The following is a 21,909-nucleotide window of genomic DNA, read 5'->3' as shown; positions in this document are numbered from 1 at the left end:
CCCCGCGAAGGCCCCGGCACGGCCGGGGCCTTCGCCCGTTGAAGCAAGACCGTGGGAAGGTTGAGCATGAACGGGGACCGGCACGCCGACGTACGCCTTTCGGTGCTGGACACCTCACCGATCGTGCAAGGGTCCACGCCGAGGCAGGCGCTGCGCAACACGGTCGATCTCGCGACCCTGGCCGACGAGCTGGGCTATCACCGCTACTGGGTGCCCGAGCACCACGGGATGCGCGGCGTCGCCAGCTCCGCTCCCGCCGTCCTCGTCGGCCACCTCGCCGGCGCCACGCGCCGCCTGCGCGTCGGCGCGGGCGGGGTGCTGCTGCCCAACCACGCCCCGATCGTGGTGGCCGAGCAGTTCGGGACGCTGGCCGCACTCCACCCGGGACGGATCGACCTCGGTCTCGGCCGCGCGCCGGGCGGGCCTGGTCCGGCCGTGGACGCGGTCCGGCCCGCTGCGGAGCGGACCGCGAAGTCCTTTCGCCGGCAGCTCGACGAGCTCCAGGCCTACTTCGACCCGTCCGAGGACGCGCGGGTCAAGGCGATCCCCGTCCTCGGCGGGAACGCCCCGCCGCTGTGGCTGCTCGGCTCCTCGGCCACCAGCGCCGAGCTCGCCGCCGAGCTCGGCCTGCCCTATGCCTTCGCCCACCATCTCAACCCGGACCAGGCGCAGCCGGCCATGCGCCGCTACCGGGAGCGGTTCCGTCCTTCGGCGCAGGCGGAGAGGCCGCAGGCGCTGGTCAGCGTGTCGGTCATCGTCGCCGAGGACGACGAACGCGCCGAATGGCTGGCCGGCTCCACCCGGCTGAAGGTGCTCAGCCGAGCGGGCGGGAGGCGCATCCTGCTGCCGAGCCCGGAGGAGGCGGCGGCGTACCCGTACACGGACGGCGACCGCGCCGAGATCGCCGCCCGCTCGGGGAGCGTCCTGGTCGGAGGCCCGCGGACGGTGGCCGGGCACCTGCGGAAGGTGCTCGGCGACACCGGGGCCGACGAGCTCATGGTGACCACGCCGGTGTACCACCACGCCGATCGTCGCCGGTCCTACCAGTTGCTCGCCGCCCTCGCCGACCGGCTCCGCCACGGCTGAACCGCGCCTTCTCAGGTGACCGGGAGGGGATCCTGGCCGAGGAAGCGGTGGCCGTTGGCGGCGGAGCGGCGTACGGCGGCGAAGCCGTAATCGATCATCTCGGCCTCGTACGCGCGCAGGGCGGACAGGGCCGGGCCGCCGTCGCGGAGGGCTCCGGCCAGCGCGGCGGCGTCGCGCAGGGCGGTGTTGGCGCCGACGCCGCCCGCCGGGCTCATGGCGTGGATCGCGTCGCCGAGCAGGGTGACGGTGCTGGTGGGCCAGGGGTCGACGGGCACGCTGGTGCGAAGGACGGCGGGGAAGATGCTTGCCGGGTCCCAGTGCGCCACGATCCGCCGGATCCGGGGATGCCAGCCGTCGATGAGGTTCGCCACCATGGTGCGCATGCGCTCGCCGGGCATCGTGAGCAGCTCCGCGTCGGTGCACGGCAGGTGCTCGATGCGGGCGCCGAAGCTGCAGGTCATGTACGCCAGGCGCGGCGTCTCCACCGGCGCCACCCCGACGAAGGACCGGTCCGGGCCGACCATGGCGGTGAACACGTTGAACATGTCCGCGGTGAACAGCCCGCGGGTCTCGTCGTTCAGCGGGATGGTGCCATACAGCTGGCGCAGGCCGGTGTCGACGACCTTGGCGTGCGGCAGGTACTGGCGGCGTACGACGGAGCCGGCCCCGTCGGCGGCCACCAGCACGTCACCGCGGGCAGTGCCGCCGCCGGCGAAATGGGCGGTGACTCCGCCGTCAGGCTCTGTCGTGTATCCGGTGCATCTCCGGCCGAAGGACACCACGTCGTCCAGCCCGGTCAGGAGGATGTGGCGCAGGGCCTGCCGGTCGACCGCCAAGGGCGCGGGCTCCTCGTCGGCTTCGACCGTCCAGCGGTGGTTGAGCTGGTCGTCCAGGAACACCGACCGCGGGCCCGGCCGTCCCGCGGTGTCGAGGAACGATCGCCACAGCCGGGGCGGCAGGGCCTGGTGCAGCGCGCGCCGGCCGTCCGCGTCGATGTGCAGGCGATACCCCTGGCGGCGGACGATCGGCGTCGCGTCCCGCTCGTGAACCGAGACGCCGACGCCGTCCTGGCGCAGCCGCTGGGCCAGGCACAGACCGCCGAGTCCGGCGCCGATGATGAGCACATGCATGATCTGGGTCCCTTCTGTCGCGGCAACACTCGCCGCCGGACACCGATCACGCCGAGCCGGACCGCGGCCGCCGCTCGAATTCCGTCATGAAGGGCGTGGTGCACGGCGATATCCGTCACCGCAGGAGGGCCCCGGCGCGCTTCACCGTCCGGATCAAGGGTGCGGTCTCGACGTGGCGGACGGCCTTCAGCTTCCCGATCCGGTCGGTGAGATAGCGATAGAGGTCGCGCGAGTCGCGGCAGGCGACCCCGGCGAAGAGGTTGGCCGGGCCAGTGGTGGCCGCCGCCACGGTGACCTCCGGATGATCGGCGAGGGCTGCCTCCACGGCGGCGAGCTTGGCCGGTTTCACGGACATCCAGAGGAACGCCTCCGCCTGGTAGCCGAGCAGGCCGGGCGAGATGTCGACGTCGAAGTAGAGCACGCCGGTCTGCCGCAGGTGCGCCAGGCGCCGCCGTACCGACGACTCCGACCAGCCGGTCGCCAGCGCCAGGTCGGCATGGGGCAGGCGCGCATCCAGGGAGAGCGCTTCCACCAGGGCGTGGTCCTCCTCGACGAGGGTCGGGGCAGCGCTCGCGGGCGGCACGACGGGCTCCGGGCGCAGGCGCGCGACCTGCTCGTCGGAGAGCACGCGCAGCCCGGCCCATCCGGTGGGCCCGCCGGTGAACATGTGCAGCGTTCGATGAGCGCTGACGGAGGTCACCTGCCGGGTCCGTGGCAGCTTCTCCAGCAGGAACGCGTCGCGTTCCGCCGCCGTGCGTGCCAGTGTGCCGCAGGCGATCTCGGTGCCGCCGGACAGCAGGCTCACCCAGGCGGTGTCGGGGCGACGGGCCAGGGCCGCGGCCAGCGGGAGGCCCGCGTCCGGGGCGCACCGCAGCCGGATCGCCCAGGAGACGTGGTCGAGCAGCAGCCCGTCGACCACGCCGACGACGCGGAGCGCCCCCGCCGACCGCAGCCGCCGGTAGCGGCGGGCGACCGTGTTCTCCGAGACGCCGAGCACCTCGCCGATCCTGGCGAAGGGGGCTCGGCCGTCGAGCTGCAACGCGTGCACGAGTGCTCGGTCCAGCGGGTCGAGCGTGACGGATTCCACCCGCCAAGCCTAGGGGGTGACGGAAAGGGACGGTCAGCGCGCGATCTGCGTCAGCGAGAAGTCGATCTCGAAGGAGCGGTTCCAGGGGAACGTCACGTCGCCGATCGTCCAGTCCGTCGCGAACCCGTGCAGGATGGGCTCCAGCCTGGCGCGCGCCGCGGCGGCGTCGGGCCCGGCGGCGCGGACGACCGCCTGGTAGCCGTAGTCCTCGGTCAGGCGGTGCAGCAGGAGGCGGCGGGCGGCCGTACGGTCGAGGGTGTTCTCCCGGGCGCCGACGACGGTCGCCACGGCGGCCGCGACCACCGAGCCGATCGTGTTGCCCGCGGTGTTCCAGCCGCCGTAGGCGAGCAGGCCGTCGATGAGTCCCTCCGCCCGCAGCGCCTCGACCAGGTCCGGATCGCCGCCGTTGGTGTGACGGACGTCGGCCAGGGCGACGGGGACGCCGGACTCGCGGATCGCCCGGACGGTCGCGGCGACCGCGGCAGGATCCGGGCGGGGCGGCTTGCCGAACCAGTCGGTGCGGCCCGGGTCGGGGGTGTGCAGGACGAGGGCGACGTCGGCCTGCTGTCCGTGCTCGGCCACCTCGGCGCCGGCGGCGCGGATCTGCCTGCGGGCGCCGGCTCCGGCGGGGAGGTTCTCGAAGGCGGCGACGACGTCCAGCCCGGCCGGGTCGCCGCCGGCCACGCTGATGCGGATCGGGCGGGCGTGCCGTGCCGCGAGCGCGCGGGCGACCAGCACGGCGCCCACCTCGTCGGCGCCCGGGTACATCAGCAGCGTGCCCGCCACGCCGAGGGCCCGCGCCCAGTGACGCAGCCAGCCCTGCTCGGCCGAGCCCGCCGAGTGCACGGCCGTGTCGTCGGCGGTGATGAGCAGCGGGTCGAGCACACCTTCCGCGTGCAGCTTGAGCGCCTCCAGGTTGACGACGTGGTTGCGGAGCCGGCGCGCTTCGAAGTCGGCCCGGACCTCGGCGGGAATCGCCGCGGTGAGCTCGTCGGCGGGCGGCTCGCCACCCGTCACGTCGGCCACGTGGGCGCGGTGCAGCAGCCCGCCGTACGCGTGCAGCTCCCGGCCGAACCGCGGCCAGTAGGCCGGCTCCTCGTCCCCGTGGTAGCTGTCACTGGCCCTGGTGACCAGCGAGACCGCCGAGATGGGCAGCTCCGGCCTGGCCCGGCGGAGGCGGCGCAGCACGTCGAGCCGGCCGAGCACCGTCCGCGTGTCGTCGTCGCTGGTCCTGGACGGGATGAGACCGCCGTGCACCAGCATCTCCACGCAGACCACGGCCGCGTCGGCGTCCTGGTCGAGCAGCCATTCGCCGAGCGGCCCCGCCTTGCCGGGGACGCGCATGGACGGCAGCAGCCCGGCGTCGGGCAGGGCGAGCCGCGCGCCGGCGATGGCGGCGACGTCGGCGGGCAGGCGGGTGTTGACGGGGCGTTCGTCGAGGGGCAGGAGGGCGATGCGCATGCGGTGACTTCCTATGGGGGCTTCCTGCTGTGAATTCCTGTTGTGAATTCCTGTTGTGAATTCCTATTGGGGATCGCGGTAGATGGTGAGCTGGTAGGAGTAGCGATCTCCCCGGTAGAGCGAGTCGGCTCGCTCGATGGCCCGGCCGCGGGCGTCGAAGCCGGTGCGCTGCACGAGGAAGGCCGGGGAGAACGGCGGCGCGTTGAGCGCCCGCGCGTCATCCGGGTCGAGCACGGTCGCCTTGATCGTCTGCTCCGCCCGGTGCACGGTCAGCCCGTAGCGAGCCGACAGCACCTCGTACAGCGAGCCGTGCAGGTCCGGCCCCAGGTCGTCGGGCACGAGCTCGCCGGGCAGGTAGCTGTGCTCCAGGCACATGGGCTCGTCGTCGGCGGTGCGGATCCGGCGGATGTGCAGGACCTGCGAGGACGGGCTGATCTGCAGGGCGTAGCCGATGTCGGCGCCTGCCGGGACGCGCTCGCAGCCGACTTCGAGCGAGCCGGGACGCAGCCCGCGCGAGCGCATGTCCTCGCTGAAGGACGTCAGCTCGACGGACTTGCGGATGCGCGGCTCGCTCACGAACGTGCCGGACCCCTGGACCCGATAGACCCGGCCCTCCCGCTCGAGCTCGTCGATGACGCGCCGCACGGTGAGCCTGCTGACGGAGAACTCCTCGGCCAGGCTGCGCTCGGCGGGCAACCGCTCGTGCGGGGCCATCTCTCCCACCAGGAGATCCGCCAGGTGCCGGCGGAGCCGGTCGGACTTGGCCGCAGGACGTTCCGTCTTCATGGCCCAGGAGTCTAACCCGGAATTGGTGTACTCCAAAAGCTTGACCCTTCGCTCCCCAGTGGCCTATACCAATCACAACAAAGTCTGCATTACGCAAGGAGAATTCGGTGAACGTCGTCAAATTGGGCATGCCCTTAGTGCTTGTCGCCGCGCTGGCAGCCTGCTCCGGCAACGCCGCCGACCCCGGCGGCAAGACGACGATCACGTTCTCCTATCTGTGGTCCGGCCCGGAGGGTGCGGCGATCGAGAAGCTCATCGCCGGCTTCAACGCCGGCCAGAACGCGATCGTGGTGAAGGGCGTGTCCAGCCCGGACACCCAGAAGCAGCTCGCCTCGATGTCGAGCGCCAACGGCACCTTCGACATCTCCGACCATTTCGGCAACACGGTCGGCTCGTGGGCGGCCAAGGGCATCCTGACCCCGCTGGACGATCTGCTGAAGGAGCAGGGGGTGGACACGGGTGTGTTCGCCCCCGCCGCCATGGAGCAGATGCGCCACAAGGGCCAGACGTACGCGCTGCCGATCGCCGTGCACACGTTCCAGCTGCTCTACAACAAGAAGCTGCTCGCCGAGGCCGGGATCGAGCCGCCCAGGACGATGGACGAGCTGGCGGCCGCCGTCCCCAAGCTCACCAAGACCGACGGCAAGGGTGCCATCACCCAGCTCGGCCTGGGCTGGTCCGACCTGCCGACCTCGCTGACCACTCTCGGCTACGCCTTCGGCGGCACCTGGGACGGCGCGGATCCCGCCAGTCCGTCCCCCACCCCCGCCGAGCCGGGAAACCTGGCGGCGCTGACGTTCTGGCAGGACAACATCACCAAGAAGTACGGCGCCGACCAGGTCAGCACGTTCAAGGCCGGGTGGGGTCAGTACATGTCGGCCCAGGACCCGTTCTACACCGGCAAGCTCGCCATGGTCATCGACGGCGAGTGGCAGGCCGTGTCGATCCCGAAGAACGCGCCCGGGCTGGAGTGGGGCGTCAGCCCGATCCCCGTGGCCCGGCCCGACCTCGCCGGCGCCACCCAGCTGACCGCGAGCACGCTGTTCATCCCGGCCAACTCCAAGCACCGCAAGGAGGCCGCCGCGTTCATGAAGTACATGGTGTCGGAGACCGCCGCGCGCGACCTGAGCCTGGCCCTGGGCAACCTGCCCGCCCGCACGGGCCTGGCCGACGACCCCGCGTTCGCGAAGATCGCGAACTTCGACGCCTGGCTGCAGGCGATGAAGTCGCCCAAGGTCCGCTCGCTGTCCAGCGCGCCCTACGCCGCCGAGTACACCGCCGACCTCGCCGGCGCCTTCGACTCCGTCAACCGGGGCACGGCCTCGCCGCAGGAGGCGATGGCCAAGGTCGCCGGCCGGGCCGCGGGTTATGCGAAGGGCTGACCGGCGGGGGCTGTTCAAGGGGCTGGCGTTCGCGTCGCCGTTCCTGATCGGGTTCGCGGTGTTCATCGCGTACCCGATCGCGGCCTCCTTCCGCTACAGCTTCACCGGCTTCAACCTGTTCCAGGACCCGCAGAGCGTCGGTCTGGACAACTACGCCCACATGCTGGGCGACGAGCGGCTGTGGACGAGCCTGGGCAACACGCTCTACATCACCGCGCTCGGGGTTCCGCTGACCATCGGGATCGCGCTGGCCGGGGCACACGTGCTCAACCTGCCGGTACGCGGGCAGCCGTTGTTCCGGGCCCTGGTCTACCTGCCGACGATCGTGCCGGTCGTGGTCGGCGGCTACCTGTGGCGCTGGCTGCTCAACGCCCAGTACGGCTTCGTCAGCTGGGGGCTCGATCTCGTCGGGCTGCCCGCCCCGCTGTGGCTGGAGAGCCCCGACTGGTCGCGGCCGGCGATCGTGCTGATGTCGCTGTGGACGGTCGGCGGCACCATGATCATCTATCTGGCGGCGCTCAAGGACGTGCCGCCCGAGCTGTACGAGGCGGCGGCCATCGACGGCGCGGGGACGTGGCGCCGGTTCTGGCACGTCACCTGGCCCATGTTGTCGCCGATCACGCTCTTCCAGGTCATCGTCACGTTCATCGGCTTCCTGCAGATCTTCGCGCAGCCGTACCTGCTCACCCAGGAGCGGCTCAACACCAGCAGCGGCGGTCCCGCGGACACCATGCTCAGCTACTCGATGTACCTGTTCCAGAACGCGTTCGTGTTCCTGAAGATGGGCTACGCCTCCGCCATGGCGTGGATGCTTTTCCTCGTCACATTGATCATCACGGCGTTGCTGCTGCTGAGCTCGCGCAGATGGGTGCACTATGGTTCGCGCTAACGGGCGGCGGCTGCTGGTCGCGGGGCTCGTGCTGCTGTTCACCTTCCCCTTCCTGGCCATGCTGAGCACGGCGTTCAAGCTGCCCGGCGACATCTTCCACGCGCCGCCGCGGCTGCTGCCGGCCGAGTGGACGTGGGACAACTTCGCCGCCGCGTTCGAGCAGATCCCGATCTGGCGCTATCTGGGCAACACGCTGCTCATCTCGGCCGCCAACGTCGCCGGCACGCTGCTGGCCTGCCCGCTGGTCGCCTACGCGCTGTCCAAGCTGGAGTGGCGGGGGCGCAGCGCGCTGCTGGCCGTGGTGCTCGCCACGATGATGCTGCCGCCGCAGGTCACGATGATCCCCGTCTACCTGCTGTGGAACGGGCTGAACGCGGGCGACACCTACTGGCCGCTCATCGCCCCGGCGTTCTTCGGCACGCCGTTCCTCATCTTCATGATCCGGCAGTTCCTGATGAGCGTCCCGAACGACCTGATCGCCGCCGCCCGCCTCGACGGCGCGAACGAGCTGCGCATCTACTGGTCGATCGTGCTGCCGCTGGCTCGTCCCGCGCTGGTGACCGCCGCGGTCTTCCAGTTCGTGTGGACGTGGACGGACTTCCTGAACCCGCTCATCTACCTCAACGACAGCGAGAAGTACACCTTGTCCATCGGTCTGTACGCCTTCTTCGCCGAGCATGACATCGCCTGGGGGCCGCTGATGGCCGCCTGCGTCATGTTCACGATCCCCGCCCTGCTGATCTTCATCGCCGGTCAGCGCTACTTCGTCGGCGGCATCTCCACGGGGGCGCTCAAATGAAGCGGCTGCGGGGCGGCCTGATCGTCTCCTGCCAGGCGCCGGCCGGGCACCCGCTCCGCGATCCTGAGGTGATCGCCCGCCTGGCCGAGTGCGCCGTGCTCGGCGGGGCCGCCGGGCTGCGCGTCAACTCGGCCGAGGACATCGCCGCCGTGCGCCGCCGTACGGACCTGCCGGTGATCGGCCTGCACAAGGTCAGGCACGGGCACAGGGACGTGATCACGCCCACGCTGGAGCTGGCGGCGGGGCTCGCCGAGGCCGGCGCCGACATGATCGCCGTGGACCTCACGCCGGAGACCCCGGGGCCGGGGCTGAAGCTGATCGAGCACCTCCACCGGATGGGCCTGCCCGTCATGGGGGACGTCTCGACGCTCGACGAGGGCCTGAGCGCCTGGGAGGCGGGCGCGGACGTCGTCGGCACCACGCTGTCCGGCTACACCGCGCGCCAGCTTCCCACTCCGCAGGACCCCGACCTGCACCTGGTCGGCGCGCTCGCCTCCCGGGGGGTGCGGGTGATCGCCGAGGGCCGCTACCGCACCGAGGACCAGGTGCGGCAGGCGTTCGCGGCGGGCGCGTGGGCCGTGGTGGTCGGCGGCGCGATCACCGATCCCGTCTCCATCACCCGGCGGCTGGCCGCCGCCACGCCGCGATGACCTCGCTCGCGCTGGCCGTCGACATCGGCGGTACGAAGATCGCGGCCGGGCTGGTGGCGGCGGACGGCACGCTCGTCGAGCGGCGCAGGACGGCCACGCCCGCCGGCCCGTCGATCCTGCCGGCCGTCTTCGAGCTCGCCCTGCCGCTCACGCATCGGGCCGTGGCCTGCGGGATCGCCACGGCCGGCACCGTCGATCGGCTGGGCCGCATCGCCTCCTCGACCGATCTGCTCACCGGCTGGGCGGGCACCGACGTCAAGGGGACGGCCGAGCGCACGTTGCGGCTCCCGGGGGTCGTGCTGAACGACTGCCATGCCGCCGGCGTCGCCGAGGCCCGGGTCGGAGCGGCCCGCGACGCGCGCCTGGCGCTGGTCGTCGCCGTCGGGACGGGCATCGGCGGCGCGGTCTGCGTGGACGGCCGGGTGCAGGCCGGCGTCACGGGGACCGCGGGGAGCATCGGCCATCTGCCTGCTCCGGCGAACACGGGGGCGCGCTGCTCCTGCGGTGCGCTCGACCACATCGAGGCGCACGCCGCCGGACCCGCGATCGAGCGCGCCCACCTGCGGGCGACCGGGCAGGCGCTGCCGCTGGCCGAGATCGGCCGGCTCGGTTCGCCCGTGATCGCCGAGGCGGCGGCGCTCCTGGGCCGGGTGCTCGCCGGCGCCGCCAACCTGATCGACCCCGACGCCATCGTCATCGCCGGCGGGGTCTCGATGCTCGGATCGGTGCTGCTGGGTCCCCTGGAGGCGGCCTATCGCGCCGAGACCCTGCCGGGCCCGTCCGCCGCCCCCCTTCTTCCGGCCGCGCTCGGCGAGGACGCCGGACTGGTCGGCGCGGGCCTGGAAGCCCTGTCCCATCTCGAGAACGGATCGTCATGCGCCGCGTCTTAGCCGTCCTGTCCCTCGTGTTCTCTCTCGTGTTCTCTCTCGTGGCCGGTCTGCCGGCCGCCGCCGCACCCGCCGGTGCGGCCGCGTGCACCACCGCGCCGCGGTTCGCCGGATCGTTCCTGCAGCCCGCCCTCGGTGACACCTGGACCGCCGCCACCTGGGACCAGGAGCTCGGATACCTCACCCGCGCCTGCATGAGCCAGCTCATCCTGCAGTGGACGGCCGACAGCAAGGCCGGGACGGCCGTCTACCCGTCCGCGCTCTACGGCCAGTCGACGCAGACGGACGTGGTCGCGGCCGCCCTGTCCGCCTCCGACCGCGCCGGCCTGACCACCTACCTGGGCCTGCAGGTCAACGACGACTGGTGGAACACCTACGCCAACGACCCCGTCTGGCTCGACGACGAGGCCGGCGTGGCCAACGACCTCGCCGACGACCTGTGGGCCAAGTACGGGACCCACGCCTCGCTCGGCGGCTGGTACCTGTCGTTCGAGGTGGACAACTGGAACTTCACCACCACCGCCAGCCAGAACGCGATGGCCGCCTTCTACAAGAAGGTCGCCGATCACCTGCACGCGCTCACTCCCGGCAAGCCCGTCGTGATCTCCCCCTTCTTCAACACCGCCGGCGGGCTCACCACCGCGCAGTGGCAGAGCATGTGGACCACGATCCTGGCCACGAGCCCGGTGGACGTGATCGCGCTGCAGGACGGCGTCGGCGCGGGACACGCCACCGTGAGCCAGCTCGCCGCCTGGTTCTCCGCCACCAAGAACGCCATCGCCGCCGCCCGCCCCGCCACGAAGCTCTGGGCCGACACCGAGACCTTCAACCTCGACTTCCAGCCGATGGGGACCAAGGCCATCGTGGACGACATGCTCGCCGTGCAGCCGTACGTGAGCTCGTACTGGAGCTTCTCCTACGACCACTACCAGAGCCCGTTGCAGGTCGCGGCGATCCACGACCAGACCTACCGCGACTACCTGGCCACCGGTTCCGTGGAGTCGGCCGCGCCGACGACGCCCTCCGGCCTGACCGCGACCGCGGCCGGCCCGCTCACCGTCAACCTCTCCTGGAGCGCCGCGACCGACGCCGTGGGCATCGCGGGATACCGGATCACCAGGAACGGCACGCTGGTCAAGACGTTGTACGGCACCGCCACCACGTTCAGCGACACGGGGCTCGACCCGTCCACGGCCTACACCTACTCGGTGCGCGCCTTCGACGCGGCGGGCAACCAGTCGGCCGCCGGCGGCTCCGCCTCGGCCACGACGCCTGCCGCGCCGGGCAATCCGGTCAACCTGGCGGCGGGCCGGCCGTACACGGTGTCGCAGGCCGCCTCCTCGTCCTATCCCGACAGCGGCGGCGAGCTGACCAACGGGGTCTACGGCGCGCCCTCGTACGGCGACGCCGCCTGGCAGGGACGCAACACCGGCTCCGCCTACTCGATCACCGTGGACCTCGGCGCGCAGAAGGTGATCAAAGAGCTGCGGAGCGACTGGCTCCAGACCAAGGGCGTCTACATCTTCCTGCCGAAGAAGGTGACCTACGAGGTGTCGGCCAACGGGACGGCGTACACGGCGGCCGGCTCCGCGGTCGCGCCCGCGGCAGGGGACGCCGACCAGGCCCGCCCCTACCGCGTCCTCGGCCTGAACACCACCGCCCGCTACGTCCGGATCACCGTCGAGCCGGCCAGCAGCGCGTGGTCGTTCATCGACGAGGTGGAAGTGCGTAGCACCTGATTCCGGCGAACGTGAGCCCCCTCGGTCCGGACCGAGGGGGCTCACTTCTCCGCTGTCACGCCGGGTGCATCGACGGGGATGAGTCGTGCTCGCCGGCGTTGTCCGCCCTGGCCGGCAGGAGCAGCGCGGTGATGACCACGGCCACGGACAGCACCGCGCCGATGATGAAGGCCAGGCGCATGCCGTCGAGGTCGGCGAGCACCTTGGTGACTCCCTCGGCCCTCAGGGCCTCGGCTCGCGCGCTCATCACAGTGATCACGAGCGCGGTGCCGAAGGCCGCGGCGACCTGCTGCAGCGTGCTCAGGATCGAGCTGCCATGGGAGTAGAGGTGCGGTGGCACCGCGCCGAGCCCGAGGGTGAAGACGGGGGTGAAGGTCGCGGCCAGGCTGACCATCAGCAGCGCGTGCAGCCCGAGGAGCTGCCAGAACGGCATGGTCATGGTGACCTGCGTGAAGCCGGTCAGCGCGAGCATGATGCCGATCGCGCCGGGGATGACCAGGACCCGGCCGCCGAACTTGTCGAACAGGCGGCCGACGGTCGGACCGAGCAGCCCCATCGCCAGGCCGCCCGGCATCACCAGGAGCCCGGTCTCCAGGGCGCTGAGGTGGCGGACGTTCTGCAGGTAGAGCGGCAGCAGGATCATCGAGCCGAGCATCGCCATGAAGGACACCGACATCAGGATCAGGGCGACCGTGAAGGTGCGGTGGCGCAAGGTGCGCAGGTCCATCAGCGGCACGCGGCGCTTCTGCAGGAACAGCTGGCGGAAGACGAAGACGGCGATGGCGAGCAGGCCGGCCGCCACGATCGCCGCGGCGACGCCGGCGTCACCGCCCTCGAACCGGCTGAGCCCGTAGACCAGGCCGCCGAAACCGGCGGCGGCGGTCACCACGCTCAGCCAGTCGACGGTGCCGAACTCGGGCTCGCCGATGTTCTCCAGCTGCTTCAGGCCGCGCCAGGCGATCAGGCCGGCGATGGGCAGCACCACGGCGAACAGCAGGCGCCAGGACCCGAAGTGCAGGATCACGCCCGAGATCGCCGGGCCCATCGCGGGCGCGACCGAGATGGCCAGGGTGACGTTGCCCATCACCCGGCCCCGGTCGGCCTCGGGCACCACCTGCATCAGCGTGGTCATCAGCAGCGGCATCATCACGGCCGTCCCGGACGCCTGCACGATGCGGGCGCCCAGCAGCACCTCGAACGTCGGCGCGACGGCGGCCAGCGCCGTGCCGAGCAGGAACAAGCTCATCGCGGTGGTGTACGCGCTGCGGGTGGACACCCGCTGCAGGAACCAGCCGGTGATCGGGATGACCGCGGCCATGGTCAGCATGAAGGCGGTCGAGAGCCATTGCGCGGTCTGCTCGGTGATGTGCATGGCGTCCATCAACTTCGGGATCGCATTGATCATGATCGTCTCGTTGAGGATGACCACGAACGTGGCGAGCACCAGCAGCCGGATCACGGGCGGGGTGCGACCTGGGACCGCGGTCGCGGCGTCGGCGGGTGAGTCGAGCTGTGGGCTGGACACGGGACCTCTATCGGAATCGTCGGACAAGACACGGTCATGGCTGGCGTCCCAGCCTGCGGGCGCACGAGAAGTTGTCGTCATGCACAGACTGACCTGCACCACCGACAAAACTCATCGCCCCAGCCCAACATTCCGGCAAGTGACGTGAAATGTCAGCCGGTTTTCTCCGGCGGCGGACGCTGCCGGCCCGCGCCGGGCCGTGGCGAAGGGGCCGGGCGCGGAGATCTCCGGGTCGTTCTACGGAACGCGGCCGACGCCGCCGAGAAGGCCGCCCTTCTCCATCCCCGGGACGATGAAGGGGTCGTCGTTGCGCCAGTTCTGCACCGGCACGAGGCCGGGTTCGAGCAGTTCGAGGCCGTCGAAATAGGTGCGCACCATGTCGGCGTCCCGCAAGTGCAGCACACCGGAGGTCGTGCGACGGTAGATGTCCTCGGTCCCGTCCTTGCGTTCGCGGGTGCTCTGCCCCTTCTCCACGTACGCGTGCGAGATGATCAGGTGGCTCCCCGGAGCCAGCGGCTCGCGCAGCGCCCGGACGATGCCGGCCACCTCGTCGTCGCCGCCGAAGTAGTGGAACAGCGCGACGGCCAGGACCGCCACGGGCTGACTGAAGTCGAGGTGCTGGGCGGCGGCGGCCAGGAGCCCCTTGGGGTCGTGCGCGTCGCCGTCGATGATCACCGTGTCGGAGTTGTCGGCCAGCAGCGCCCTGGCGTGCACCAGCACGATGGGGTCGTTGTCCGAGTAGACGACCTTGGCGTCGGGGACGATCCGGTGCGCGACCTGGTGCACGTTGTCCTGGGTGGGCAGGCCGGTGCCGATGTCGAGGAACTGCCGCACGCCCGCCCTGGCCACCGCCTCCACGGCGCGGACCAGGAAGCTGCGGTTCGCCCTGGCGATCTCCCGTACGTCCGCGCCGCCCTGGGCGCTCATCTCAAGGATCTTCTCGGCCGCCTCGCGGTCAGCGGGGAAGTTGTCCTTGCCGCCCAGGTAATAGTCGTACATTCGGGCAACTGCGGGAACGGTCGGATCGATCTTCCCCGCAGGCCGCTCAGGCTCGGTCACGCTGTACCCTTCCTCACTTATGACCGCATCTTAGGGCGAATTAGCAGCTCTGTGATCAGGATCCGTCAGGTGCCCGCTATTTGGCCGAAACCCATCCCAGCCACTGGACAACCGGATGTCACGGGCCGGCTCGCCGAGGGGGCGGCGGCAGGTCAGTCGCCGGATCCCATGCCGGGCGGGCAGTCGATGGTGTCGAACGAGCCGTCGGGGCGCTGGATCTCGTACCCGCTCTCACTGCCGCCGTCCCAGAAGCCACTGCCGGTGCCCTGGAAGGCGATGAAGAAGGCCACGCCCATCACGACCGCGATGAGCCCGAAGACGATGCCGCCGTAGCTGCCGCCGGCGTTCCCCGCGGGCATGGCCGTGGTCGGGTCCTGCGGGTCGTAGAGCACCTCGGTCTCGTCGCCGGCGCCGAGGCCGGAGGTGACCGCCGCCTCGGTGGTGATCTCCCGTCCCTCCAGGGTCGTGAAGACCAGGACCGGCCACTGGTTCGCCCTCAAGTGCTCGCCGCGTCCCGTGAGCCTGGTCCGGACGTCGCCGACGACGCCGTGGACCCGCTGCGCCCGCCGTACGAACCGCTTGCCGTTGATGATCCCTCTGATCGTGACCTTCCCGCCGCCGGCGTGGCGGTGGACTTCCGTTCGCGAAACCCCCGGCTCAGGGTCCTAGGCCAGGAAGAAGTCGATCAGCGCCGGGGCGATGGCGTCGGGCGCCACGTTGTGGGGCTGACCGGCAAGGGTGTGCCGCCGGGCGTCCGGGAGGGCTCCGGCGACCTGGTCGGCGGAGGCGGTCAGCCAGGGGACGGTGCCGCCGTCGATCACCAGGGCCGGCGCGCCCACGCGGGCCAGACGGGCCGCAGGCAGCGAGAAGTCGCCGGTGAGCTCGGCGTCGTAGACCAGCGTGTGCGCGTTGGCCTCCATGCCCGGCCACATCGGCATGTCCCGCATCGGCGCGACGAACTCCGCCGGCATCCCGACCGCCGCGGTCATGAACAGCTCGATCATGTCGCCCCGGCGGCCGGCGTCGCGCAGGGCCACCAGCTGGTCGCGGTAGTCGCCGGGGACCGGCGGCCGGGTGCCGGGGATGATGAAGGGCGGCTCCCAGACGGCCAGCCGCCGGATCGGCAGGCCGCGGGCCGCGGCCTCCAGCGCGACCATCGCGCCGCCGGAGGTGCCGTAGAGGTGGACCGGCTCGCCCGCGGCCGCGATCACCGCCGCCAGGTCCTCGTAGATCCGGTCGAGGGTGAAAGGCGCGGTGTCACCGCTGTCGTTCTGCCCGCGCCGGTCGTAGTTGAACACCGTGAACTCCTTGGCGAGCAGGCCGGCGAGCTGCTCCTCCTGCTTGCGGCCCAGCAGCCCGGCGCCCACCACGATCAGGGGGCTGCCGCTGCCGAGCCGGTCGAAGGCGATCTCCGTGCCGTCGGCCGAGCGCACTTTCTCCGTCATGTCGATGTCCCTTCGCAGTGTGTGATCACCATCCTCTAACCGACAAACTTAATTGTCAAGACCAATCGAATCGTCGGACTTGCGTGTCCGGATCTGTGGGTTGGTGGTCCTTGCGGACCTCTGGCCGTGGCCGCGAGGCTGGGCGGTGTGAGAGATCTCGTGGTGGCCGTCTATGACGGAGTGGTGCTGCTGGACGTGGCCGGGCCGGTGCAGATCCTGCACGGCTCCCGTGGCTACCGCATCCGGCACGCGTCCGTCGACGGACGGCCGGTGCGCACGGACGTCGGCGTCGCGCTGGGAGTCGATCTGGCGCTGGACGAGATCGAGCGCCCGGTCGGCACGCTGCTGGTGCCGGGGTACGCGCCGCCGGACGGCGACCGTCCCGGTCAGGCGTTCGTGGACCTGCTGCGGGACATCGGCGCCGGCGCGCGCCGGGTGGCGTCGGTGTGCACGGGCGCGCTCCTGCTGGCGGAGGCCGGGCTGCTCGACGGGCGGCGGGCCACCACGCACTGGTCCGCCTGCGCCGATCTGGCCTCCCGCTTCCCGCGGGTCACCGTGGAGCCCGACGCCATCTTCGTCCGTGACGGACCGGTCGTGACCTCGGCCGGGGTCACCGCCGGGATCGATCTGGCGCTGGCCCTGGTCGAGGAGGACCACGGGCAGGACCTCGCGCGCGCGGTGGCCAAGTACATGGTCGTCTTCCTGCAGCGGCCCGGCGGCCAGTCGCAGTTCAGCGTGCGCGGGGCCGTCCCCGCGACGCGCCACCCGGGGCTGCGCCGGCTGCTGGACTCAATCGCGGCCGATCCGGCGGCCGGGCACACCCTGGCCACGATGGCGGCACGGATCACGGTCAGCGAACGCCATCTGACCCGCCTGTTCCGCCGCGAGCTCGGGCTCACCCCCGGCCGGTACGTCGAGCGGATCCGGGTGGAGGCCGCGCAGGCGCTCCTGGAGACCACGGCCGACGGCGTGGCCTCGATCGCCCGCAGGTGCGGTCACGGCTCCGACGAGACGATGCGCCGGACGTTCCTGAAGGTCCTGGGCATCACCCCGACCGACTACCGCCGGCACTTCCGCACCTCCCATGAGCCCGCCTTCAGGAGAGCGGCACCAAACCGGTGATCTCGGCCAGCTCCGCGGCGGCCGGCTCCCAGTCGCCGGCGGCCGCGTTGGCCCGGACCTGCTCGGGGCCGGTCGCGCCGGCGATCACCGAACCGCAGCCGGGCATCGCGGCCAGCGCGCCGACGGCCACGTCCAGGAGTGACCGGTCGTGCTTGTCGGCCCAGGACGCCAGCGCCTCCACCCGGTCCAGCTTGGCCGGGGTGGCGAGCTGGGGGTGCTGCGCCAGCCGGGTCCCGGCCGGCGGCTCCTGTCCGCGCCGCACCTTTCCCGTCAGCAGCCCGTGGGCCAGCGGGAAGTACGGCAGCACGCCGACCCCGTAGTGCGCGGCCGCCGGCACCACCTCGCGCTCGGCGCCGCGCTCCAGCAACGACCAGTGGTTCTGGGCCGACACGAACGACGTGTACCCGCCCGCGCGGGCCACGTGCGCGGCCTCGGCGATCTGCCAGCCGGCGAAGTTGGAGCTGCCGATGTAGCGCACCTTGCCCTCGCGCACCAGCTCGGTCAGAGCCGCCAGCGTCTCCTCGATCGGGGTGACGCCGTCGGGGAAGTGATACTGGTAGAGGTCGATGTAGTCGGTACGCAGGCGGCGCAGCGACCCCTCCACCGCCCGCCGGATGTACGACCGGCCGCCCAGCGTCCCGCGCGCCTCGCCCTGCCCGTAGTCGGGGCGGTTGCCCTGGCTGGCGAACTTGGTGGCCAGCACCACCTGGTCACGACGGCCGGCCAGCGCCTCGCCGAGCAGTTCCTCGGAGGCGCCGGGCGCCGCGCCGTACGACTCGGCGGTGTCGAAGAGCGTCACGCCCTCCTCGATCGCCGCGTCCACCACCGCCCTGGTACGTGCCGCGTCGAGACGCGCGCCCATGCTGTTGCAGCCCAGCCCGACCACCGACACCCGCAGGCCGGAGTCCCCCAAGGTCCTGTACCGCATGATCCGCAACTACCCTTCGCTCGGACGGTCCGCCGGAGCAGCGCCCCAGGCGACCGGCAGCCGGTCCACTCCGTACACCGCCATGCGGTCACGGGTCGGCACCTCGGCCGCGGGAACGGCCAGGCGCAGGTCGGGGAAGCGCTCGAAGAGCGCGGTCAGCGCGATGCGGAGCTCGGCCCGTGCGAGATGCTGCCCGAGACACTGGTGGATGCCGTGCCCGAACGCCAGGTGCCCGGCCGCGGAGCGGTTCACGTCCAGGGTGTCCGGATCGGGGAAGCGTTCCGGATCCCGGTTGGCGACCGGCAGCGCCAGCACGACGGTCTCGCCGGCCGCGATGAGCTGGCCGCCGATCTCGACGTCGGCCAGCGCGGTGCGCCGCACGTCGAACTGGAGTATCGACAGGTACCGCAGCAGCTCCTCGATCGCCGCCTCCGTGAGCTCCGGGTCCGCGGCCAGGCGGGCGCGCTGGGCCGGGTCGGTGAGCAGCACGAACGTCCCGAGCGCGAGCATGCTCGACGTGGGCAGATGGCCGGTGGCCAGGAGCACCATCCCGAGGTTGGTGAGCTCCTCGTCGCTCAGGTCGCCGGTCGCCACGGCGTGGGCCAGCAGCCCGTCGTCCGCGATGCCGCCGGCGCGCAGGCGCGTGAGGAGGCCGCGTACCGTCTCCGTGATCGACAGCACCGCGACGGCGGTCTGCTCCGGTGTGGAGTCCAGGTCGTTCATCACCGCGGTCGCCGCCTGGATCACGTGCCGGTCCTGGGCCGGGATGCCGAGCAGCTCGCAGATGACCAGCGCCGGGATCGGCATGGCGAACGACGCGACGAGGTCGGCGGACGGCCCTGCGCCGGCCATGGCGTCGAGCGTCTCCGTGGTGTGCCGCCGGATCGCCGGCATCAGCGCGGCGACGCGCCCGGCCCCGAAGTGGCGGCTCAGCAGGCGGCGGTAGCGGGTGTGTTCCGGTGGGTCCAGGTGCGGGAAGATGCCCGGCTCCGCGGGCGTCGGCCGCTCGTGCGCGCGCTCGCGGCCGACCGGCTGGTGCAGCAGCTCGCGCCGGGTGCTGAAGCGTGGATCCGCCAGGATGGCGCGGGTGACGGAGTAGCCGGTGGCCACCCAGCCGATGTGCCCGTCGGGGTAGGCGAGGCGGCTGAGCGGAGCCCGCTTGCGCAGCGCGAGGGGCGGGTCGAAGGGGGTGGGCCGGTCGGTCTCCAGCGGCTGAGCCCTCCGACGGTCGCGCATCCGGCACCCTCCCGCCTGGGCGCCGGGCAGCCGCCGCGGCACGCCGTTGATCTTCAACTCTGAAGATTATGCATGGCGGGTCCGAGAAATGACACCACTAGTCATTTATGGATCACGCCGGTTAGCATCGGCGCTGACCGAACCGACACATCTGTCAACACTCAGGGTGCGAGACCGCTGTAAGCATCGCGGTCTGTGATGGGCAACCCGACGGCTTCCTTCACAACAGCTCGTTCTTTCCCCGGCAGGGGCTTTCCCCAGCAGAGGTGTCAATGGCGTATCAGGACGCACAGGTCGTGGTGGTCGGTGGCGGACCCGTAGGGCTCATCCTCGCGTGCGAGGTGGCCCTGCACGGCGTTCCGGTGGTGGTGCTCGAACGACTCCCCGCGATCGAATGGCGCCCGAAGGCGGAGGGCATCACGGGACGGGCCATCGACATCATGGACCGTCGCGGTCTCATGATCGGGGTCACCGAGACTCCCGGGGCGCCGCTGACGGCCGCCGAGCTGGCACGCATCGCCGAAGGTGAGCGGCAGCCGGAAAGCCTGCTCCCCAAGGCGTTCCCCGGCGCCCGGCATTTCGCCACCATGTTCCTGCTCCGCCCGGAGTCCCCTGACCTGCTGGTGCCCCAGCAACTGCTGGAGGAGGACCTGGGGCGGCGCGCGGCGGAGCTCGGCGTCGAGGTACGGCGCGGCCACACGCTCACCGGTCTCACCCAGGACGACGACGGGGTGCGTCTCGACGTCGAGGGCCCGGAGGGGCCGTACCGGATGCGGACGGACTGGCTCGCCGGCTGCGACGGCGGCCGGAGCGTGGTGCGCAAGCTGGCCGGCATCGCCTTCCCGGGAACGGACGGGGTCACGACCGGATACCGCGCCTTCGCCGAGATCGACGACCCCGAGTTCCACCTTCCCGGCTGGTTCCGCAAGGACGGCGGGCTCCTCGTCTATGAGGAGGGGCCGCCCCGGTTCATCACGCTGGAGTTCGACGGCCCGCCCGCGCATCGGGACGCGCCCATCACGCTGGAGGAGTTCCAGGAGACGCTGCGGCGGCTCAGCGGCACCAAGGTGACGGTGACCGAGGTCAAGAAGATCACCCGGTTCACCGACAACGCGCGGCAGGCGGAGACGTACCGCAGCGGGCGGGTGCTGCTCGCCGGCGACGCGGCGCACGTCCACTCGCATTGGAGCGGCCCCGGGCTGCGGCTCGGGATGGGCGACGCCCTCAACGCCGGCTGGAAGCTCGCCGCGGTCGTGCGCGGCTGGTGCCACGAGGACCTGCTCGACACCTACACCTCCGAGCGGCATCCGATCGGTGCGCAGACGCTGGAGGTTCAGCGGGCCTCGATCGCGTTGATGCGGCCCGGCCCGCACGTCGACGCGTTGCGCCGGCTGCTCACGGAGCTGCTGCTCCGCGACGAGGCGAACCGGCAGCTCACCTCCCTGATCGACGACCTGCACATCAGCTACGACATGGGCGACGCGTCGCTGACCGGTCCGCTGGTCGGGCGCTACAGCCCCGACCTGCGGCTGCAGGTCGGCGGCGGCGGCGCCGTCCGGGTGGCTGAGCTGCAACGCACCGGGCGGCCGCTGCTGCTCGACCTCGGCGCCGGCCCTGACCTGCGTGCGGTCGCCGAGCCCTGGGCCGACCGCGTCGACGTGGTCACCGCCGGATGCGCGGACGCCCCGGCGGACGCCCTGCTGATCCGGCCGGACGGCTTCGTCGCCTGGAGCACGCCCGCCACACCGGCGTCGCTGCGGGACGCCCTCACCCGATGGTTCGGCCCGCCCGGGCGGCCTGGCACTTCCGGAGACACAGCATGAGTGATCCCCAGCTGACCACGCTGCCCGGGTCGGCCCCGGTCGACGAGGCGATCGAGGTGGCCGAACGCGACGGAGCAGTGATCATCGAGGACTTCGTCGACGCCGGCACGCTCCGTGGTCTGTGGGACGACGTGGGCCCGGACCTGGAGCGCCAGGCGGACGGCGACGGGCGGCTGGTCGGCGAGAAGACCCGGATCCTGCCGGGGCTGGTCCGCAGGAGCGAGCACTCGATCACGATCATGCGGCAGCCGCACTTCCTCGGCTGCGCACGGCACTTCCTGCAGCGCCCGGTGCGCGCCTGGCTCGGCGAGCAGCGCGTGGAGCTGGTCCCGACGATCCAGCTCGGCATCTCGCGGGCGATCCAGATCCGGCCGGGGGTCCCGATCCAGGGGCTGCACCGGGACGACACGGCCCACCTCCGCCCGCACCCCGGCCCGGAGAGCCGGGTGCAGGTCATGGTCGCCGCGAGCGAGTTCACCGCGCGCAACGGCGCGACCCGCCTGATCCCGGGCAGCCACCGGTGGGACGACGAGCGGGCGCCCCGCGACGACGAGGCGGTGCCCGCCGTGATGCGGGCCGGCTCGGCGTTGCTGTGGCTCGGCAGCACGTACCACGGCGCCGGCGTCAACGCCTCCGACGCGCCGCGCACCGGCCTGTCGTACGCCTACGACCTGGGCAACCTCCGCCAGGAGGAGAACCATTACCTGTCCCTGCCGCTGGACACGGTCCGCGGCTACCCCGAGGACATCCAGCGGCTGCTCGGCTACGAGGCCTGCCCTCCCATGTGCGGCCTGTACGAGCTGAGCGACCCCATGCTGCTGCTCCGCGACGGGCCGGAGACCCCTGCCGCACGGTAAGACCCGGCGGTTTCCGGC

20 protein-coding genes are annotated in these 21,909 nt (G+C 71.7%); 10 read left to right on the top strand and 10 right to left on the bottom strand.

The window, feature by feature from the left end:
• Positions 1-66: 66 nt before the first annotated feature.
• On the top strand, positions 67-1,086 hold the full coding sequence (locus ABEA43_RS63150; RefSeq protein WP_345578974.1) for an LLM class flavin-dependent oxidoreductase: 1,020 nt from the start codon (positions 67-69) through the stop codon (positions 1,084-1,086).
• Positions 1,087-1,097: 11 nt separating this feature from the next.
• On the opposite strand, the gene ABEA43_RS63145 is transcribed toward ABEA43_RS63150, so the two are convergent.
• The 4 genes from ABEA43_RS63145 to ABEA43_RS63130 all read right to left on the bottom strand — a co-directional run bounded on the left by ABEA43_RS63145 (position 1,098) and on the right by ABEA43_RS63130 (position 5,550).
• On the bottom strand, positions 1,098-2,216 hold the full coding sequence (locus ABEA43_RS63145) for an FAD-dependent oxidoreductase (RefSeq protein WP_345578971.1): 1,119 nt from the start codon (positions 2,214-2,216) through the stop codon (positions 1,098-1,100).
• A 115-nt stretch (positions 2,217-2,331) separates the two neighbouring features.
• The gene (locus ABEA43_RS63140) at positions 2,332-3,303 is read right to left on the bottom strand and encodes an Lrp/AsnC family transcriptional regulator (RefSeq protein ID WP_345578968.1); all 972 of its coding nucleotides are present in this window, start codon (positions 3,301-3,303) and stop codon (positions 2,332-2,334) included.
• 33 nt (positions 3,304-3,336) lie between these two features.
• A complete protein-coding gene (locus ABEA43_RS63135) occupies positions 3,337-4,764 on the bottom strand; it encodes a DUF4127 family protein (protein WP_345578965.1) in 1,428 nt (475 codons plus the stop codon).
• 63 nt (positions 4,765-4,827) lie between these two features.
• Positions 4,828-5,550 carry a GntR family transcriptional regulator gene (locus tag ABEA43_RS63130; RefSeq protein ID WP_345578962.1) on the bottom strand — a complete coding sequence of 241 codons (723 nt, stop codon included), beginning with the start codon at positions 5,548-5,550 and terminating at the stop codon, positions 4,828-4,830.
• Positions 5,551-5,657: 107 nt separating this feature from the next.
• On the opposite strand from ABEA43_RS63130, the gene ABEA43_RS63125 reads away from it, so the two are divergent.
• From ABEA43_RS63125 to ABEA43_RS63100, 6 genes are read left to right on the top strand one after another with little or no spacing between them, the layout of a single operon-like run.
• Complete coding sequence (locus tag ABEA43_RS63125; RefSeq protein WP_345578959.1) at positions 5,658-6,932, top strand: ABC transporter substrate-binding protein; 1,275 nt, start codon at positions 5,658-5,660, stop codon at positions 6,930-6,932.
• A complete protein-coding gene (locus ABEA43_RS63120) occupies positions 6,919-7,821 on the top strand; it encodes a carbohydrate ABC transporter permease (protein WP_345578955.1) in 903 nt (300 codons plus the stop codon). Before ABEA43_RS63125 ends, ABEA43_RS63120 begins: the two co-directional genes overlap by 14 nt.
• Entirely contained in the window at positions 7,808-8,620 is an 813-nt protein-coding gene (locus tag ABEA43_RS63115) for a carbohydrate ABC transporter permease (RefSeq protein WP_345578952.1), read from the top strand. Before ABEA43_RS63120 ends, ABEA43_RS63115 begins: the two co-directional genes overlap by 14 nt.
• Positions 8,617-9,270 carry an N-acetylmannosamine-6-phosphate 2-epimerase gene (locus tag ABEA43_RS63110; RefSeq protein WP_345578949.1) on the top strand — a complete coding sequence of 218 codons (654 nt, stop codon included), beginning with the start codon at positions 8,617-8,619 and terminating at the stop codon, positions 9,268-9,270. The genes ABEA43_RS63115 and ABEA43_RS63110 overlap by 4 nt, the downstream gene beginning before the upstream one ends.
• Positions 9,267-10,160 carry an ROK family protein gene (locus tag ABEA43_RS63105; RefSeq protein ID WP_345578946.1) on the top strand — a complete coding sequence of 298 codons (894 nt, stop codon included), beginning with the start codon at positions 9,267-9,269 and terminating at the stop codon, positions 10,158-10,160. Before ABEA43_RS63110 ends, ABEA43_RS63105 begins: the two co-directional genes overlap by 4 nt.
• Positions 10,145-11,896 carry a DUF4434 domain-containing protein gene (locus ABEA43_RS63100; protein WP_345578943.1) on the top strand — a complete coding sequence of 584 codons (1,752 nt, stop codon included), beginning with the start codon at positions 10,145-10,147 and terminating at the stop codon, positions 11,894-11,896. Before ABEA43_RS63105 ends, ABEA43_RS63100 begins: the two co-directional genes overlap by 16 nt.
• Positions 11,897-11,951: 55 nt before the next feature.
• On the opposite strand, the gene ABEA43_RS63095 is transcribed toward ABEA43_RS63100, so the two are convergent.
• From ABEA43_RS63095 to ABEA43_RS63080, 4 genes are all read right to left on the bottom strand, one after another.
• Positions 11,952-13,421, bottom strand: coding sequence for an MDR family MFS transporter (locus ABEA43_RS63095; RefSeq protein ID WP_345578940.1), 1,470 nt, complete (start codon positions 13,419-13,421; stop codon positions 11,952-11,954).
• A 237-nt stretch (positions 13,422-13,658) separates the two neighbouring features.
• The gene (locus ABEA43_RS63090) at positions 13,659-14,480 is read right to left on the bottom strand and encodes an SAM-dependent methyltransferase (protein WP_345578937.1); all 822 of its coding nucleotides are present in this window, start codon (positions 14,478-14,480) and stop codon (positions 13,659-13,661) included.
• A 152-nt stretch (positions 14,481-14,632) separates the two neighbouring features.
• The gene (locus tag ABEA43_RS63085) at positions 14,633-14,980 is read right to left on the bottom strand and encodes a DUF3592 domain-containing protein (protein ID WP_425570705.1); all 348 of its coding nucleotides are present in this window, start codon (positions 14,978-14,980) and stop codon (positions 14,633-14,635) included.
• 165 nt (positions 14,981-15,145) lie between these two features.
• Positions 15,146-15,925 (bottom strand): alpha/beta fold hydrolase, encoded by a 780-nt coding sequence (locus tag ABEA43_RS63080; protein WP_345578934.1) that lies wholly within the window; start codon positions 15,923-15,925, stop codon positions 15,146-15,148.
• A gap of 138 nt (positions 15,926-16,063) precedes the next feature.
• Here ABEA43_RS63080 and ABEA43_RS63075 point away from each other — a divergent pair, with 138 nt between their 5' ends.
• Entirely contained in the window at positions 16,064-17,047 is a 984-nt protein-coding gene (locus ABEA43_RS63075) for a GlxA family transcriptional regulator (RefSeq protein WP_425570712.1), read from the top strand.
• Here the strand turns inward: ABEA43_RS63075 and ABEA43_RS63070 are convergent.
• Both ABEA43_RS63070 and ABEA43_RS63065 read right to left on the bottom strand, forming a co-directional pair.
• Positions 17,022-17,975 (bottom strand): aldo/keto reductase, encoded by a 954-nt coding sequence (locus tag ABEA43_RS63070; protein WP_345578928.1) that lies wholly within the window; start codon positions 17,973-17,975, stop codon positions 17,022-17,024. The two genes, ABEA43_RS63075 and ABEA43_RS63070, sit on opposite strands and share 26 nt — an antisense overlap.
• Before the next feature lie 9 nt (positions 17,976-17,984).
• Positions 17,985-19,268 carry a cytochrome P450 gene (locus tag ABEA43_RS63065; protein ID WP_345578925.1) on the bottom strand — a complete coding sequence of 428 codons (1,284 nt, stop codon included), beginning with the start codon at positions 19,266-19,268 and terminating at the stop codon, positions 17,985-17,987.
• 215 nt (positions 19,269-19,483) lie between these two features.
• Between ABEA43_RS63065 and ABEA43_RS63060 the strand changes: the two genes are divergently transcribed.
• A complete protein-coding gene (locus tag ABEA43_RS63060) occupies positions 19,484-21,034 on the top strand; it encodes an FAD-dependent monooxygenase (protein ID WP_345578922.1) in 1,551 nt (516 codons plus the stop codon).
• Positions 21,031-21,891, top strand: a complete 861-nt coding sequence (locus ABEA43_RS63055) for a phytanoyl-CoA dioxygenase family protein (RefSeq protein WP_345578919.1) — start codon at positions 21,031-21,033, stop codon at positions 21,889-21,891. The genes ABEA43_RS63060 and ABEA43_RS63055 overlap by 4 nt, the downstream gene beginning before the upstream one ends.
• Positions 21,892-21,909: the final 18 nt, after the last annotated feature.

This window comes from Nonomuraea rosea, assembly GCF_039539705.1.
Lineage (GTDB): Bacteria > Actinomycetota > Actinomycetes > Streptosporangiales > Streptosporangiaceae > Nonomuraea > Nonomuraea rosea.
This window is presented reverse-complemented; position numbering and strand designations above follow the sequence as displayed.

Bases quoted from the DNA above. Each gene is read 5' to 3' on its own strand.
- ABEA43_RS63150 (WP_345578974.1), top strand. From the start codon at position 67: ATGAACGGGGACCGGCACGCCGACGTACGCCTTTCGGTGCTGGACACC.
- ABEA43_RS63145 (WP_345578971.1), bottom strand. From the start codon at position 2,216: ATGCATGTGCTCATCATCGGCGCCGGACTCGGCGGTCTGTGCCTGGCC.
- ABEA43_RS63135 (WP_345578965.1), bottom strand. From the start codon at position 4,764: ATGCGCATCGCCCTCCTGCCCCTCGACGAACGCCCCGTCAACACCCGC.
- ABEA43_RS63130 (WP_345578962.1), bottom strand. From the start codon at position 5,550: ATGAAGACGGAACGTCCTGCGGCCAAGTCCGACCGGCTCCGCCGGCAC.
- ABEA43_RS63120 (WP_345578955.1), top strand. From the start codon at position 6,919: ATGCGAAGGGCTGACCGGCGGGGGCTGTTCAAGGGGCTGGCGTTCGCG.
- ABEA43_RS63115 (WP_345578952.1), top strand. From the start codon at position 7,808: ATGGTTCGCGCTAACGGGCGGCGGCTGCTGGTCGCGGGGCTCGTGCTG.
- ABEA43_RS63110 (WP_345578949.1), top strand. From the start codon at position 8,617: ATGAAGCGGCTGCGGGGCGGCCTGATCGTCTCCTGCCAGGCGCCGGCC.
- ABEA43_RS63105 (WP_345578946.1), top strand. From the start codon at position 9,267: ATGACCTCGCTCGCGCTGGCCGTCGACATCGGCGGTACGAAGATCGCG.
- ABEA43_RS63100 (WP_345578943.1), top strand. From the start codon at position 10,145: ATGCGCCGCGTCTTAGCCGTCCTGTCCCTCGTGTTCTCTCTCGTGTTC.
- ABEA43_RS63080 (WP_345578934.1), bottom strand. From the start codon at position 15,925: ATGACGGAGAAAGTGCGCTCGGCCGACGGCACGGAGATCGCCTTCGAC.
- ABEA43_RS63070 (WP_345578928.1), bottom strand. From the start codon at position 17,975: ATGCGGTACAGGACCTTGGGGGACTCCGGCCTGCGGGTGTCGGTGGTC.
- ABEA43_RS63060 (WP_345578922.1), top strand. From the start codon at position 19,484: ATGGCGTATCAGGACGCACAGGTCGTGGTGGTCGGTGGCGGACCCGTA.
- ABEA43_RS63055 (WP_345578919.1), top strand. From the start codon at position 21,031: ATGAGTGATCCCCAGCTGACCACGCTGCCCGGGTCGGCCCCGGTCGAC.